Origin of the sequence: Paenarthrobacter nitroguajacolicus (assembly GCF_051027655.1) — a bacterium.
Classification (GTDB): domain Bacteria; phylum Actinomycetota; class Actinomycetes; order Actinomycetales; family Micrococcaceae; genus Arthrobacter; species Arthrobacter nitroguajacolicus.
Genome location: NZ_CP073234.1, coordinates 3,118,687 through 3,134,157, shown reverse-complemented (window position 1 = coordinate 3,134,157; position 15,471 = coordinate 3,118,687). Strand labels below are relative to the sequence as shown.

Sequence of the window (15,471 nt, the reverse complement as noted above, 5' to 3'; positions counted from 1 at the left end):
GCTACCGGCTGGGTCCGACACTATTCGGGCACGACACTCCTGCCGTTACGCTGAACACATGCGGATGGAGTATGTGACAGCGGTTCTGGCCGTTGTGGACCTTGTTCCGTCGGGTTCGGCGGTTTCCTACGGTGACGTCGCAGAGCTTTTGGGAGCCGGTGGGCCGCGGCAGGTCGGCGCAGTGATGAGCCATTATGGCAGCTCGGTCGCCTGGTGGCGCGTCCTTAGGGCCAGCGGGGAAGCGCCACCAGGTCACGAAGTCGCCGCCCTGCAGCATTACTTGGAGGAAGCCACCCCGCTGCATGGCGCATACGAGGCCTTCCTGAGGACGGGCGAAGGCCGTTGGCGCGTCGACCTGACAGCGGCCCGATGGACGCCTGCCGACTCCGATTTCGACCAACTGGATGTGATCTCGGACCAGTTGGAGCGTCAACTCCATAAATTGTCGGTGCCCGATGATGAAATGACTGTGTGACCGCAACTCCTGCCAAAACCCGCCAAGCACCGGCAGCCCTCCGGCTGCTCCCGCCGCGTGAGACCCACTATGCGGCTCCTGTTTTGTCTCCGGACCAAAGTGCGGTCGTTGCCCTCCCACAGGGGAGCGGCCCTGTCCTCGTGCCCGGGGGGCCGGGAACGGGTAAATCAACTGTGCTGGTGGAAGCCGCAGTCCGCCGCGTCCGCGAGGATGGCCTGGACCCGGAACAGATTCTCGTTCTTGCTCCCGGGCGCCACGCCGCAGCGGCTCTGCGCGATACCTTCACAGGGCGGTTGGACCGCAGCCTCAGTACGACGCCGGCACGAACCTGGGCGTCCTACGCTTTCGACGTTATCCGGCGGGCCAAGGCGGAAGGCATATTGCCGCTGACGCGGCCACCGAAGCTTCTGTCAGGCCCCGAACAGGACCTCATCATCAAGGAGTTGCTGGAAGGCCACTCCCGTCCGGGATTCCAGCTGCCTTGGCCGGAGGATCTGGCAGCGGCACTTCCCACCCGCGGCTTCCGTCACGAGATCCGGCAGTTGTTCGACCGCATCATCGAATCGGGGCGCACCGCAGAGGACCTGGTTGGGCTGGCCTACGAGTGCGGACGGCCTGATTGGATGGCGGCTGCCGAACTTTACAGCGAGTATCGGGATGTCTTGGACCTCCGTATGCCTGAGGCCTTTGACCCTGCTGGAATCATCACCACGGCGCGGCAGATTTTCCAAGACTCGCCGGCCTTCCTGGCTGCCGAGAGGGAAAGACTCCAACTCATCCTCGTGGACGACGCCCAGGAATCGAATCCTGCCGTGTTCGAGCTCCTTGCCGACATCGGCGAAGGCAAAGACGTCGTGGTGACCTACTCACCGGATACCGTCGTGCAAGGATTCCGCGGCGCACGCCCGGACCTGGTGTCAGAGCTGCCAACACTGCTGGGCGGCACACAGCAAAACGTTCTCGAACGCCCGCTGTCGGTTACCCACCGGCATGCGCCTGAGGTAGCTGAGGCGTGGACCCGGGTCGCGAGCCACATCTCGCAGCGCTCGGGTGGCCAGTTGGCCAGGCAAATGGAACAACCGCAACATCCGGAAGGCATGCATACTGCATCTGCGCGGAATGGTCGCGTGGAGGGTCATGTGCTGCCGTCAGCTGTCCACGAGTTGAGATACGTTGCACAGCGCATCCTCGAGGCTCAGCTGCGGGAATCGCGGGAGTTCAGCGACATCGCGGTGATCGTCCGGAACGGTGGGCAGATTTCCCAGTTGCAGCGTTACCTGAGCGGGCAGGGGATCCCGGTTCGTGTTCCAGTGGCAGACTCGGCCGTCCGTGACGAAGTCGCGGTGCGTCCGTTGTTGGAGGCCTTTGCCATTGTCCTGGACCCGGCAAAGCTGACTCCGGAAACTGCGGTTTCCCTCCTTACATCCCGCATCGGCGGAGCTACGGCCATCGAACTGCGCAGGCTCCGACAGTCCCTGCGCCGCGAGGAGCTTCTGGGCGGTGGCGGCCGGTCCAGCGACGCTTTGCTGGTTGAGGCACTGCTTCAGCCCGGTGCCCTGGCGTCGCTGGGTATTGAAGGCAGTTCTGCCCGTCGGCTCGCCCGCATGATCGCAGCCGGTTCCGCCGCCGCCGCGGAACCCGGTGCCAACGCGGAATCCGTGCTGTGGGCGTTGTGGCACGCCACCGGCTTGTCTTCCCGCTGGGCAGAAATGGCACTTGAGGGAGGCAATGCCGGTGCACGTGCCGATAGGGACCTTGACGCCATGATGGCGTTGTTCCATACAGCCGAACGGTTCGTGGACCAACTGCCCGGTTCGGGTCCTGAACAGTTCCTGGACTATTTGCTGAACCAGGAACTTCCCATGGACACCCTTGCCGCGCGGGCACAGCTGGAGGCCTGCGTGGAGATCATGACCCCCGCAAGCGCAGCCGGGCGGGAATGGCCGGTGGTGATCGTTGCGGGTCTCCAGGAAGGCGTATGGCCCAACACCCGTTTGCGTGGAGAGCTGCTGGGCAGCACTGTCTACGCCGATGCAGTGGAGCATGGAGTGGACTACGCCCTTCGGCGCGGGCCCCTGAGCAGGCTCCGGGATATTCGTTACGACGAACTCAGGAGTTTTTCGACCGCCGTTTCCCGAGCTCGAGAAGTATTGATCTGCACCGCGGTGTCTTCCGAGGACGAGCAACCCTCGGCTTTCCTGGACTACGTGGCGCCCCTGGAGGCCGGTGAGTACAAGCGTGATTACACCCCCGTTGACCGTCCCATGACCTTGCGGGCCCTGGTCGCAGAACTGCGGCAGCACGCCCAGTTGGAAGACTCCGGTAGCGGCGAAGCCCATACCTCGCACGAGGCCGCCCGGATATTGGCCAGGCTCGCCAGCACGGAACCACCCGTTCCGGGTGCACATCCGGACACGTGGTGGGGTTTGGCGGCGCTGAGTTCCCAGGAACCCGTGGTGCCACCCGGCGGTACCGTTTCCGTCTCGCCTTCCAAAGTGGAAGCTGTCCATAAGTCGCCGCTGGACTGGTTCGTCCAAGCCGCCGGAGGGGAAGCTGCCACCGACTTCGCACGCAGCCTGGGCACTTTGGTCCACAGCATTGCCCAAGAGCTTCCCGATGCTTCAGGAGCCGAGTACGTGGCTGAGCTCGTACGCCGGTGGCCCGCTTTGGGCATGAAGGACAACTGGGAAGGGAAGCTCGATTTCCAGCGGGCGGAACTGATGGTTCGGAAGTTGGCACAGTACGTGCTCATCATGCGCGGCGACGGAAGAAGCTTGCTGGCCGTGGAGCACGACTTTGAAGTTCAGCTACCTGATGTCACCCTGGACGACGGCGCTGTCGGTGGTTTCCCTGCTCCTGAAGGGGAGGCCACTCGCCACGCAGTACTCCGCGGCCAGGTGGACCGGCTTGAGATCGATCCGGAGGGCAGGCTCGTGATCGTTGACCTCAAGACCGGCAAACGGCAACCAGGCAAAGCGGAGGTTGCCAAGCACCCACAACTGGGTGCCTACCAGGCCGCCGTCCTCAAAGGTGCCTTCCGGGACGCCGGGGAAGGGGACGAAACACCCGGCGCCGGCTCTCTTGCGGCGTCCGCGGACGGCTTAGCCCCCGGCGGCGCCGTGCTGGCCCAACTTGGGACCAAGACCAAGAGCCCGGCGGTACAGCAGCAGGATCCGTTGGATCCCTCGGACAACTGGGCCGAGGGGCTGGTGAATGAGGCGGCTGCGCTGATGGCCGGTGCAACGTTCGAAGCACGGCACGACCCCGGCAAGGGCGGGTATGGCGGCCATGGATGCCGCCTACCGGACGTTTGCCCGTTGTGCGCCAGAGGAAAGCAGGTCACCGAATGACAACCGAACTCCTGGACGGCTTTGCCACCAGCAACCCGGGCGTCGAGGCAGTCCCGGAGCCAAGGTTCTCTCCTTCTGAGCTGGCCAACATCCTTGGCGAAAAGAACCACCCTACGCCTGAGCAGGCGGCCATCATTGCCTCCCCGCTTTCTCCGCGCCTGGTGATTGCCGGGGCAGGTTCGGGGAAGACGGCCACCATGGCGGACCGTGTGGTGTGGCTGGTGGCCAACGGCTGGGTGCGCCCTGAAGAAGTCCTCGGCGTGACATTTACCCGCAAGGCTGCCGGAGAGCTGGCGAGCCGGATACGGTCCAAGCTGGCCACGCTCCAGCGGATAGCGGTGGCGGACGATGGCAGCATAGGCTTCGCGGAGGGACTTCTCGGGGCAGACGACCTCGAACCCAAAGTGTCCACGTACCACTCTTATGCAAGCGGCATCGTGTCTGACTACGGCCTGCGGTTGGGCATCGAGCGGGACGTCGTCTTGCTGGGAGGCGCACAGTCCTGGCAGCTGGCCAGCGAAGTCGTGGAAGCATATGACGGCGACTACGAGCACTTCACTGCCGCCAAATCCACGCTCGTCAATGCAGTCATCCAGCTGGCCGGGGAGTGCGCAGAGCACCTTCAGAATCCGGGGGAAGTGCGGGAATGGGTCCTGGAGCGCGCTCACGCCTTTGAGCAGCTTCCCTACGTGGCCGGGGCCAAGAAGAATCCAACGCAGGCCGCAGGAGAACTTGCGGCCATGCTCAGGACACGCGCCAGCGTTGCCGACATGGTGGTCCGTTACCAGGAAGCGAAGCGCCATCGCGGTGTCCTTGATTTCGGCGACCTCGTGGCGCTCGCAGCCCGAATTGCGAGCGATATTCCGCTCGCCGCCTCCACTGAACGTGCCCGCTACAAAGTAGTGCTCCTGGATGAGTTCCAGGACACCTCCCACGCCCAGCTTGTTCTGTTCTCCCGTCTTTTCGGTCAGGGCCACGCAGTTACTGCGGTGGGCGACCCCAACCAATCGATATACGGCTTCCGAGGCGCTTCCGCCGGCCAGCTCTTCCACTTTGTGCAGGAGTTTCCCGTCCGGCATGGGGACCCCTCCGGCGGCCCTGAATCCTATTCCGTCGCCCCCACTTCGTATCTGACCACCGCTTGGCGGAACGGCAGGAACATCCTCCGGGCCGCCAACACCATCGCAGCGCCCCTCAACAGGTCGGCGGCACTGGATGGTCCGGCGGGGGAGAGGGAAACAGCGAGCAACGTCTCAGTCCCCGCGTTGGTTCCAAGCCCTGCTGCGGTGGATGGAAGCGTGGTGATCGGTCGCTTCGGCACGGATGAGGACGAAGCCGCAGTGATAGCCCGCGATGTCCGTCGGTACCAACGGACTGTCTTCGAAGAAGAGAAGGACGGCACTCCGGTCAAGCCCACCATGGCGGTCCTCTGCCGCCGACGGGCGCAGATGGAGTGCCTCCGCCGCGAGTTCGAACTCCAGGGGATTCCCTATGAGATCGTTGGACTTGGCGGCTTGCTGGACACACCGGAGATCGTGGATCTGGTGGCGACCTTGCGGGTCCTTGCCGATCCAGGACGTTCCGATGCCCTGATGAGGTTGTTGGCCGGGGCACGGTGGAGGATTGGTCCGGCAGACTTGATGGCCTTCAGTGACTGGTCCCGCTTCCTGGCCCGCCGACGGTCGGCTCCGGAAGCACAGCCTGAATCCTTTGACCAGGACGAAGAACCGTCAGGGACCGTGATTGAAAGCGACATCACCGATGCCGCAAGCCTCGTGGAGGCCCTTGACTTCCTTCCCCGTCCAGGCTGGACGTCCGGACATGGGAGGAGCCTGAGCGCTGCTGCCCTGGATCGGCTGACCCGCCTTGCTTCGGAACTGCGCTCCCTGAGGAGCTACATCGGCGACGACCTCACCACACTCCTTGGCGAAGTGGAACGTGCGATGCTCCTGGACATCGAAGTAGCGGCCAAGCCGGGAATCAGCATCCATCAGGCGCGCCGCAACTTGGATGCTTTCCAGGATGCGGCAGCCGGGTTCCTGCAGACGTCGCAACGCATTGACCTGCTGGCGTTCTTGTCGTGGCTGGAAGCTGCAGCCTCCGAGGAAGGCGGCTTGGATGTTGCCCCCGTTGAGGCCAATCGGGAAGCGGTGCAATTGCTGACCGTTCACGCTTCGAAAGGATTGGAATGGGACGTTGTTTTTGTCCCGGGACTCAATGCTGGTTCGTTCCCCAGCAACAGGGATTCGCGGTGGAGCACCGGCGCCGCGGCCTTGCCGTGGCCCTTGCGGGGCGATCGCGCCGACCTTCCCCAGTGGGATCTCGATCAGCCTGACCAAAAGGGATGGTTGGACGCAGAGAAGGACTTCAAATCCGAGGTCCAGCATCACGGTGAAGCCGAAGAGAGAAGACTCGCCTACGTCGCTTACACCCGGGCGAAGTTCGTCCTGTGGGCTTCCAGCGCCGCTTGGAATGGCTCGCGATCAGGAATGGCCGGCATGTCTGCCTTCCTCTCCGAACTGGCGCCTCTTGCCGGTGTTGCTGGAGAGGATAATGACGCCGGCCGGACGCAGTCGGTTGGCGGTTCGCGGCCGGTCGGAGGGGCGGTGGTCCATGCGGAATCGGTGGCCGAAGAGGCCTTGCCTGAGGAAAGCCCCTTGACCGCAGCGCTCGAGGTTGCCCACTTCCCCTATGATCCCTTGGAAGGACCGTCAGACCCACGGACCGGCGCCCGGCTGAGGCTGACTCCGGGCAGGCGGCTTGCGATGGACCGCGCCGCAGCCATGGTCCGGGGATACATCGAGGAACCCCGCACGGCCCCTTCAGATGAATTGACTGGTGCCGCCGGGAAATGGTCCCAGGAGGCCGAACTACTGCTGGATCGCCAACGGCAGCTCAAGACCGTTCAGGATGTCCACCTGCCAAGCCACATCTCTGCCTCACTTTTCGTTGACCTCGGTGCTGACCCCGCCGCCGTCCTGACCCAGCTGCGCAGGCCCGTTCCCCGCGAACCGGGCATCTCGGCTCGCAAAGGCACGGCATTCCATGCATGGGTGGAGGAGTACTTTGGCACAACCGGCATGCTGGACCTTGATGAAGCTCCGGGTTCGGACTCCCACATCGACGAGGCTTACGGCTTGGATGACATGGTGGCGGCGTTCAAACAGTCCGAGTGGTCCCAGCGCGCTCCGGCTTTCGTCGAAGTGCCTGTGGAAACGCGTATCGGCGACGTCGTAGTCCGTGGGCGTATCGACGCCGTGTTCCGCGATGCTGACGGCCGCTGGCAACTCATTGACTGGAAAACCGGGCGACGCCCCGCGGGTCAGCAGCTGGCGACCCGGGCGGTGCAGCTGGCCGTTTACAGGCTGGCTTGGGCACGGCTTAAGGATGTACCCCTCGAGGACGTCAGTGCCGCGTTCTACTATGTGGCTGACGACGCCGTTGTGCGTCCGCACGATCTTGGCAGCGCCGAGGAACTGGAGCTGATCGTGGCGAAGGCACTGAAGACCAGCGCTGATGGGTAGGAACGCCCTGGAACCCGGGAGGGCACTGGGATTCCAGGGTTCTGCCTACTAGGAACGTTCGGCTGCGTGAAGCGGCGTTACGCTGACAACACTGATAGCGGCAGTGGACGTGTCGTCGTGTGATGTCGTGCCGGGGCCGCTGTCTTCGGAGCCCCCTGACTCTTCGGCGTCGGGAATCGCCGCCACACTGACTGCAGGCTTGTGGGCCCGTGAATCCGCTGCTCCCAAGTGATTGGCCTCGTGCTGAGCAGCTTCGTTCTCGGCGGCTTCGTCCTCAGCTGCCTGTGCGGCGTCTTCGTCGCGACGCGCCTGCTCGTCGATGTCATCGGCCAGTGCCTGGAGCATGGACTCTGCTTCTGCCGTCATGCTCTGGTGCCCTGCCGCCATTGCCTTGACCAGATATTGGGCGAGGGCGAACTCGGCCAGCAGGGCGGACCGGCGGAGAAGGTGCGCGTCAGGGATCTCGCGGCGTGCTTGGGTGTAGTGGCTCAAAACGGACTCAACAAACGAGGCTTCGTTGGATGCAACCAGCCAAGCGAAGTCGTCTGCAGGATCACCGATCCGGAGATCGGTCCAACCCGTTAGGGCGGTCACCGCGTCATCCTGCACCATGAGGTTGTCTTCATGAAGGTCGCCGTGGACCACTGAGGGATTGAAACGCCAAAGGGCAACGTCTTCGAGGGCGTGCTCCCAACGACGCAGCAGGGTGGCCGGAATCTTCCCGGTGGTTGCTGCTTGGTCCAGTTCGTTGAGTTTGCGTTGCCGGAACTCATTGGCCGAGTAACTGGGAAGGTCCGCATTGGTGACCAGGGTCAGTGGCAAGTCATGAATGGCTGCCAGTGCTGCGCCGACTTCCTTGGCCAAGGCGGGGCTTCCGGCTGACAGTTCGTCGATGGAGAGCATGGAGCCTTGCAGATGGGCGTACACGAACGTCGTCAAAGCACCTTGCCTTACCGTGCCGGCGATGGTGGGCACATGAAAAGGCAGTTCAGCGCGGATGGCGGGCGCGAAGGCCCGCAGGACCATAAACTCGGTTTCCAGTCGCGTGCTGGCTTCCGGATGGCGCGGTGAACGGACTCGCCAGCGTTTGCCTTCCGCGTCCAACAGCAGCGCGGAGTCGAAGTCGGCGTCGTCGTCGGGGGAATAGGCTGCGGCCGTTGGCGAAAGGCCAGGCACCGCCGCTGTTGCTATGGCGGCCAGTTCGAGCGGTGTTCTTCTCACGTTCTCCACGGTAGATTGAGTGCGGCCTGTGGCCATGATGCAGTGCGGCGAGTCTTCAGATCCGCAGCAAATGCGCAGGAAATGTGGAGCAAAACATTGCTCAAGCGCCCAAGCGGGCAACCGTGCGGAGTGCTGTCCACAACAGTGGACCTTTCCAAATGTTTTTTGTCGGTACGAGTCAGTACGGTAGATACATGAGTCAAACGGAGTCGCCGGCGCTTGCCAATCACCTGATGGAGACTGTTCTTCCCGTCCGTCCTGCCATGGTGGATCGCGGCTCGGGCGTGCGGATGAAGCCGGGCATGGTTGAGGATCTCATCGCCTCCGGCACCGCCAAGGCCATGGTCATTTCACAGCGCAAAGCGTTGGTGACCGCTGACGGCCTGTGGTTCGGAGACGCTGCGCCGCTCTGGAACGCTCTAAATGGGTCCGAAGGCGGCGCTGTTGCTGCCATCTACTTGGGTGCCACCTTGACGTCGTCCTCCTTGCCGGAGGGTACGTCCGTTGTGCTGTTCACAGTTACTGAACCGCCGGCGCCCGGCATCGCCACGGTGCCGTTGGATGCTGAGTGGGCCGGTTTTCGGGATGTCGCGGCGCGTCTTGACGCCAAGGACACCGCTTTGTTCATCGAGGCCAGCGCAATCTCCAACTGGCATGCAACCCACACACATTGCCCGCAGTGCGGCACGCCCACGGACATCGAGGCCGGTGGCTGGGTCAGGCGTTGTCCCAAGGACAACTCAGAGCATTACCCGCGGACGGATCCCGCCATCATTGTCACGGTGATCGGCCCGGATGGCCGTCTCCTGCTCGGCGGCGGGGGGCCCGTCGACGCCAGGAATTACTCCACGCTGGCAGGATTCGTTGAGCCCGGGGAATCGCTGGAGCAGGCTGTCGTCCGGGAAATCGGCGAAGAAGTGGGTGTCCGTGTGACGGCCTGCCAGTATCTCGGTTCGCAGTCCTGGCCGTTCCCCGCTTCCCTCATGTTGGGATTCACCGCTAAAACAGACGACGCCGTTGCCCGGCCCGACGGCGTCGAGGTCACACGGGCGAGGTGGTTCAGCCGTGAGGAGCTGCAGGAAGCGGTGTTGAGCGGTGAAATCACCATCTCAACGCGCCTGTCCATCGCGCGTTCATTGATTGAGCATTGGTACGGCGGCGTCATCGAAGACCTGCAGCCGTGACCGAAGGGATTTTCGACGGCGGTGGCTCACTTGAGGAGCGCATCCTCGGCGGGCTGGACGAAGAACAGCGGGAAGTAGCCAGTACCTTGACAGGTCCCATGTGCGTCCTCGCAGGGGCAGGCACGGGAAAGACACGCGCCATCACTCATCGCATTGCTTACGGTGTTCACTCCGGGGTTTACAGTCCGCAGAGACTGCTGGCCGTGACCTTCACTGCCCGGGCCGCAGCTGAGATGCGCAGCAGGCTCCGCGATCTTGGGGTTGCCAACGTTCAAGCCCGCACATTCCACGCGGCCGCATTGAGGCAATTGCAGTTCTTTTGGCCGCAGGCAATCGGCGGCACTTTGCCCAATCTCCTGGACCACAAAGCCAACATGATCGCTGAGGCCTCCCGCAGGCTTCGACTGAGCACTGACCGTGCATCCATCAGGGACCTGGCAGCCGAGATTGAATGGGCCAAAGTGTCCATGCTGACGCCCGCCAATTACCTGGAGAACGCACAAGGCCGCGGAACTCCCGGAGGCTTCGACCTCACCGCGGTCTCCCGGGTGTTCCAGGCCTATGAGGACATCAAAACGGACCGCAACGTCATCGACTTCGAAGACGTCCTGCTCATAACAGTGGGTATCCTCCAGGAAGACCCGAAAGTAGCGGCAACAGTCCGGGAGCAATACCGCCATTTCGTGGTGGACGAGTACCAGGACGTTTCACCCCTGCAACAGCGGCTTTTGGATTTGTGGCTCGGTGGCCGGAACGAGTTGTGCGTGGTGGGCGATGCCAGCCAAACCATTTACTCCTTCACCGGCGCCTCACCCAAGCATCTCCTCGGGTTCAAAGGGCAGTTCCCCGGAGCGACCGTCGTCAAGCTCATTCGTGATTATAGGTCCACCCCGCAAGTGGTGAAGTTGGCCAACGACCTCCTGGGTTCCCGCCGAAGCGGTGGGCCGGTGGCGGATGCCGCGTGGGCTTCGCCCCTCAAGCTCGTCGCCCAGCGGCCCTCCGGTCCGGAACCGCGGTTCATGGAGTGCCCGGACGACGAAGCCGAGGCAGCTGTGGTGGCAGGCAGAATTCAGGAGCTGCTCAACAGCGGTGTCAAAGCCAGTGAGATAGCCATCCTGTTCCGCACCAACGGCCAGTCTGAAGCGTACGAGCAAGCCCTGGCCTCTGCCGGGATCGGCTACCAGCTCCGGGGAGGCGAGCGGTTCTTCGCGCGCAAGGAAGTCCGCGATGCGATCCTCCAGTTACGCGCGGCAACCCGGGCCGTGGCGGAGGGGCCCCAGGAACCCCTGGGCCAGATCGTGCGGGACATCGTTGCCTCACTTGGTTACACGGAGACCGCCCCCCACAACGGCGGAGCACTGCGTGAGCGTTGGGAATCCCTGGCAGCCCTGGTCGCCTTGGCCGATGAGCTTGCTGTCAGCCGCGGGGAGTCCTTCACCTTGTCTGAGTTCGTCAACGAGCTTCAAGAGCGTTCGGTCGCGCAACACGCACCCACCGTTCAAGGTGTCACTCTTGCTTCCCTCCACGCCGCCAAGGGCTTGGAATGGGATGCGGTGTTCCTGGTGGGCCTCAGCGAGGGCCTAATGCCTATTTCGTTCGCAGATACCCCGGAGGATGTGGACGAAGAACGCAGGCTGCTTTATGTCGGCATCACCCGGGCAAGGGAGCACCTGAATCTCTCATGGTCCACAGCCCGAACACCGGGTGGCCGGGCCAACCGCAAGCCGTCCCGGTTCCTCGACGGACTTCGTCCCAATTCCGTGGCTTCCGCCAACGCGCGCAGCAAAACAGGTCCCACACGGCGGAAAGCTGCCGCCCCGGCGTCGTGCAAGGTATGCGGAAGCATGCTCGCGAGTGGAGCCGAACGGAAGGTGGGACGTTGCAACCAGTGCCCGCCTACCTACGAGGAACAGACCTTCGATGCGTTAAGGCAGTGGCGCAGGGACGAGGCCCAATCGGCCGACGTCCCCGCGTACGTAGTCTTCACGGACGCTACGCTGACGGCCATCGCCGAGGCCAAGCCTTCAACGCTTGAGGAACTTGCCGGCCTGGCGGGGATCGGCCCGTCCAAGCTCGAACGCTACGGCGAGGCTGTCCTGGCAGTGCTCGCCGAGAGCAGTGAACTCTGATGACGGGCAGATCTTCCTCCGATACCGCCATCCCGCATCTCACCGACGACGGCGCTCCCGTTGTGGTGCGTAGATCAGCCAGACGGCGGCGAACCGTTGCCGCTTTCTGGGAAGACGGCAATGCCGTGGTCGCCATCCCTGCCAGCTTCACCAAGTCCCAGGAACAGGAGTGGGTCCGGCGGATGCTGGTCAAGCTGAAGAAGCAAGGGGAGCGCCAAACGGGTGCGGGCAGGCGTCGTCCTGCCACGGACCAAGCCCTCGCCAAGCATGCCGAGCACCTTTCAAAGACGTATCTCGGCGGGCGGGCGGTCCCGACGTCGGTGCGCTGGGTAGCCAACCAGAACGCCCGGTGGGGTTCGGCAACTCCTGTGGACGGCACCATCCGGCTGTCCAACAAGCTTCAGCCCATGCCGCAATGGGTTATTGACTACGTTCTGGTCCACGAGCTCGCGCACTTGCTGGTGGCGAGCCACAATGCCGAATTCTGGAGATTGGTTGAGGCCTACCCTGATACGCAACGGGCAAAGGCCTTTCTGGAGGGCGTTGCCTTCGCTACGTCCCGGGGACTCCCGGCAGAGTCTGGGTCCGGGGATCCCGGCGATTCGGCTGTGGAACTGACTGACTAAAGATCTCAGAGACTTAGCCGCACAGCTTCTCTCAGCAGCACCTGCCCTGCACCATTGCTCAACAGCAAAGCAGCCGCCATGATATGGCGGCCGCTTTGCTGCATTGTTTCTTCCGAGGACTGGCCTACTTGGTCGGCGCCTCGGGGTCGTTGTCGTCCGATGTTGTTTCATTGTCGGACTCGTTCTCCGCGGAATCAACGTTGGAAGCTTCCGTTCCAGCTTCATCGGTCTTGGTGGAGTCGTATCCGCCGCTCAGAAGCTTCTGCAGGGCGTCGTCAACCTCGCTGTCACTTGCCTCGGCAAGGCGTCGACGTTCGGAGAAGCCCTTGGGATCGTCGAGGTCCTCACCGGTGGGCAGTAGATCCGGGTGGTGCCAAATCGCGTCGCGGCCGGCGATGCCCCTTTCTTCCTTCAGGGTTGCCCACAATGTTGCTGCTTCCCGGAGCCTGCGGGGGCGAAGCTCCAGGCCGACGAGGGACGAGAACGCGTGCTCGGCCGGTCCGCCTGTGGCCCGACGACGACGCACGGTCTCGCGCAGCGCCGTCGCCGACGGCAGCACCTTGTCGGTGGCTTCGGCGGTGAGCTCGTCTACCCAGCCCTCCACCAAGGCAAGAGCTGTTTCGAGCTTCTCCAACGCGGCCGTCTGGACCGGCGTGCGTTCCGGTGTGAAGACTCCCTGGGACAGTGCTTCCTGAATACCTTCGGGGTTGCTCGGGTCGAGGTCGCGGGCGAGGTCTTCGATGCGGGACATGTCAATGTGAATGCCGCGGGCATATGCCTCGATGGCTCCGAGGAGGTGGCCACGCAACCATGGGACCTGGACAAACAGGCGCGCGTGAGCGGCTTCACGGACGGCAAGGAAGAGCCGAACGTCGTTCTCGGGGAGGCTGAGGCCTTCCCCGAATTTGGCTACGTTTGCCGGCAGCAGCGCCATTTCCAGGTCTGCCAGGGGGACACCGATATCGGTGGAGCTGACAACCTCGGCCGAGAGTGCGCCGATGGCCTGTCCCAGTTGCATGCCGAAGATCGCTCCGCCCATGTTCTGCAGCATGGACGAGGCACCGCCCATCATGGACTTCATTTCTTCGGGCATTTGCTGGGTGAGAGCGCTGGACAAGGCATTGGCGATGCTGTTGGCCACGGGCTCAGTCAGGCGCTTCCACGTGCCCAGGGTTGCTTCAACCCATTCGGCCCTTGACCATGCCCTACCAATCAAGCCGGTCGCCGAGAGATCAGTAACCGGGTCCAGCCAAAGTTCTGCAAGCCTGAGCGCTTCGTCGATCTCCCTGGCCTGTTGGGAATTGACCGAGGGATCGCTACCGGCAGCGGCGACGCGCCGTGCATTCTCGTGGGCGAGCTGCCAATTCACGGGACCTTCGGAGGTAGAACTCATCATCGCCTGTACCTGAGCGAACATCTGCTGAAGGAGCTGGGGATCGTTGGGCAGGCCTGCGGCCTTGGCCAGCTCAGCGGGATCGATGTTGCCCATGCCCTGGCCGCCCATCAGGTTCTGGAGCATTTCTGCCAGCGGATCCTTAGGGGTTTCGTCGTCGTTGGACGGAGTGTTGGGGTTGGAAGTCATGGTGCCGCCGATCGTCGAACTGGCTGGTGATCTCTTTCACCGTACCGCGCGGCCGGAAGGCTGTCTGCCCGGAGGCGGTGCCGTTCGCTGTAGGCAAAGCAGCCCTGCAACGTCAGACCGCGTAGTGTTGATGTTTGGTATGTGCCGCCGCCGCCTTCGGCGGCAGGAGCCATGGATCCGGTCACGCAAATGCCGGCATAGAGAGGCCTCAATGCTTACTTCGCCCAGCCCCGAGGGCTCATTGGACCCGCGTCAAACGCCCGACGCCGATTCCACCTCCACGCCGTCGGCACCGCCCCGTGACGGTCGCTACATGATCATGGTGATCTCCGGTCTCCTCGCACTCGGCCTCGGCATCGGGGCGGCAGCGTTGCCGGTTCCATATGTCATAGAGTCAGCTGGTCCTACCTTCAATACCCTGGGCAAGGACGGCGACAAGCCTGTCATCAACATTTCCGGGCGTGAGTCATTTCCAGCGAATGGCAACCTTGACCTGACCACCGTGGTCATGACCGGCGGTCCCAAGAGTCCGGCCTCCATCTTCGATGTCTTCCGCGCCTGGTTGGATCCCTCCAAGGCCATTTATCCCGAAGAACTTATCTATCCCAAGGGCACCACCGCCGAGCAGACCGTTCAACAAGGCGAAATAGCCATGGAAACCTCGCAGGAGAACGCGGTGGCCGCAGCCCTGCGTGAGCTCGAGATCCCCTTTGAACAGCGGCTCAATGTCGCAGGTCTATCAGACCCTTCGCCATCCGCCGGGAAGATCCAGGAAGGTGACCGGCTGGTCTCCATCAACGGCAAGGCGATCACGTCCATGAGCGTTGTCCAAGCCGAACTGGCCGCGGGCGCCGGCGCCCCGGTCGTCGTCGGCGTGGACAGGAACGGCACCTCGGTTTCCGAAACAATAACGCCAACCAAGAATCAGTCGGACCGTTACGTTCTGGGTGTGCTGCTGGCCAGCGATTTCACGTTTCCGTTCGACGTCAGCATTTCCTTGGACAATGTTGGCGGACCAAGCGCAGGCATGATGTTTGCCTTGGGGATCGTGGACAACCTCACGCCGGGGGACCTTACTGGCGGCAAACACGTGGCGGGCACCGGCACGATCACCGCCGATGGCGCCGTGGGCCCCATCGGGGGCATTGCCCAAAAGATGATAGGCGCCCGTCACCAGGGTGCCACCATGTTCCTCGCGCCGGCATCGAACTGTGCCGACGTCGTGGGCCACATTCCGGACGGGCTTCAGGTTGTCAAAGTGGAAACTCTGGCTGACGCCACCGCCGCCGTAGAGCGGCTAGGATCCGGCCAGGACACGGGGAGCCTTCCCACCTGCACAAACAACTAGACTGACGGTGGAACTTAGCTTCACCGCCACTC

General features: G+C 63.2%; 9 protein-coding genes. 7 read left to right on the top strand and 2 right to left on the bottom strand.

Annotated features, from left to right (window positions below; translation table 11 throughout):
- Nucleotides 1-58 precede the first annotated feature (58 nt).
- Genes KCX59_RS14790 through KCX59_RS14780 form a run of 3 tightly spaced genes read left to right on the top strand, consistent with a single transcriptional unit; the run spans nt 59 to nt 7,349 of the window.
- Nucleotides 59-475 carry an MGMT family protein gene (locus KCX59_RS14790; protein WP_091468671.1) on the top strand — a complete coding sequence of 139 codons (417 nt, stop codon included), beginning with the start codon at nt 59-61 and terminating at the stop codon, nt 473-475.
- A complete protein-coding gene (locus tag KCX59_RS14785) occupies nt 472-3,825 on the top strand; it encodes an ATP-dependent helicase (RefSeq protein ID WP_179017119.1) in 3,354 nt (1,117 codons plus the stop codon). Before KCX59_RS14790 ends, KCX59_RS14785 begins: the two co-directional genes overlap by 4 nt.
- Nucleotides 3,822-7,349, top strand: a complete 3,528-nt coding sequence (locus KCX59_RS14780) for an ATP-dependent helicase (RefSeq protein ID WP_179017120.1) — start codon at nt 3,822-3,824, stop codon at nt 7,347-7,349. The genes KCX59_RS14785 and KCX59_RS14780 overlap by 4 nt, the downstream gene beginning before the upstream one ends.
- A 48-nt stretch (nt 7,350-7,397) precedes the next feature.
- On the opposite strand, the gene KCX59_RS14775 is transcribed toward KCX59_RS14780, so the two are convergent.
- Complete coding sequence (locus tag KCX59_RS14775) at nt 7,398-8,570, bottom strand: macrolide 2'-phosphotransferase (RefSeq protein WP_370629174.1); 1,173 nt, start codon at nt 8,568-8,570, stop codon at nt 7,398-7,400.
- 194 nt (nt 8,571-8,764) lie between these two features.
- Here KCX59_RS14775 and nudC point away from each other — a divergent pair, with 194 nt between their 5' ends.
- The 3 genes from nudC to KCX59_RS14760 are packed head-to-tail and all read left to right on the top strand — an operon-like array spanning nt 8,765 to nt 12,509.
- Complete coding sequence (nudC, locus tag KCX59_RS14770; RefSeq protein WP_178996979.1) at nt 8,765-9,754, top strand: NAD(+) diphosphatase; 990 nt, start codon at nt 8,765-8,767, stop codon at nt 9,752-9,754.
- Nucleotides 9,751-11,883, top strand: a complete 2,133-nt coding sequence (locus tag KCX59_RS14765; RefSeq protein WP_179017122.1) for an ATP-dependent DNA helicase UvrD2 — start codon at nt 9,751-9,753, stop codon at nt 11,881-11,883. The genes nudC and KCX59_RS14765 overlap by 4 nt, the downstream gene beginning before the upstream one ends.
- On the top strand, nt 11,883-12,509 hold the full coding sequence (locus KCX59_RS14760; RefSeq protein ID WP_178996977.1) for a M48 metallopeptidase family protein: 627 nt from the start codon (nt 11,883-11,885) through the stop codon (nt 12,507-12,509). The genes KCX59_RS14765 and KCX59_RS14760 overlap by 1 nt, the downstream gene beginning before the upstream one ends.
- 124 nt (nt 12,510-12,633) lie before the next feature.
- Here KCX59_RS14760 and KCX59_RS14755 read toward each other — a convergent pair whose 3' ends face one another.
- Nucleotides 12,634-14,091: a zinc-dependent metalloprotease gene (locus tag KCX59_RS14755; RefSeq protein ID WP_179017123.1), complete on the bottom strand. Its 1,458-nt coding sequence runs from the start codon at nt 14,089-14,091 to the stop codon at nt 12,634-12,636.
- Between the two features lie 211 nt (nt 14,092-14,302).
- Between KCX59_RS14755 and KCX59_RS14750 the strand changes: the two genes are divergently transcribed.
- The gene (locus tag KCX59_RS14750; RefSeq protein WP_179017124.1) at nt 14,303-15,439 is read left to right on the top strand and encodes a YlbL family protein; all 1,137 of its coding nucleotides are present in this window, start codon (nt 14,303-14,305) and stop codon (nt 15,437-15,439) included.
- The last annotated feature ends 32 nt before the right edge of the window (nt 15,440-15,471 follow it).

Coding starts and splice junctions, on each gene's coding strand:
- KCX59_RS14790 (WP_091468671.1), top strand. CDS start 59: ATGCGGATGGAGTATGTGACAGCGGTTCTGGCCGTTGTGGACCTTGTT.
- KCX59_RS14780 (WP_179017120.1), top strand. CDS start 3,822: ATGACAACCGAACTCCTGGACGGCTTTGCCACCAGCAACCCGGGCGTC.
- nudC (WP_178996979.1), top strand. CDS start 8,765: ATGAGTCAAACGGAGTCGCCGGCGCTTGCCAATCACCTGATGGAGACT.
- KCX59_RS14760 (WP_178996977.1), top strand. CDS start 11,883: ATGACGGGCAGATCTTCCTCCGATACCGCCATCCCGCATCTCACCGAC.
- KCX59_RS14755 (WP_179017123.1), bottom strand. CDS start 14,091: ATGACTTCCAACCCCAACACTCCGTCCAACGACGACGAAACCCCTAAG.
- KCX59_RS14750 (WP_179017124.1), top strand. CDS start 14,303: ATGCTTACTTCGCCCAGCCCCGAGGGCTCATTGGACCCGCGTCAAACG.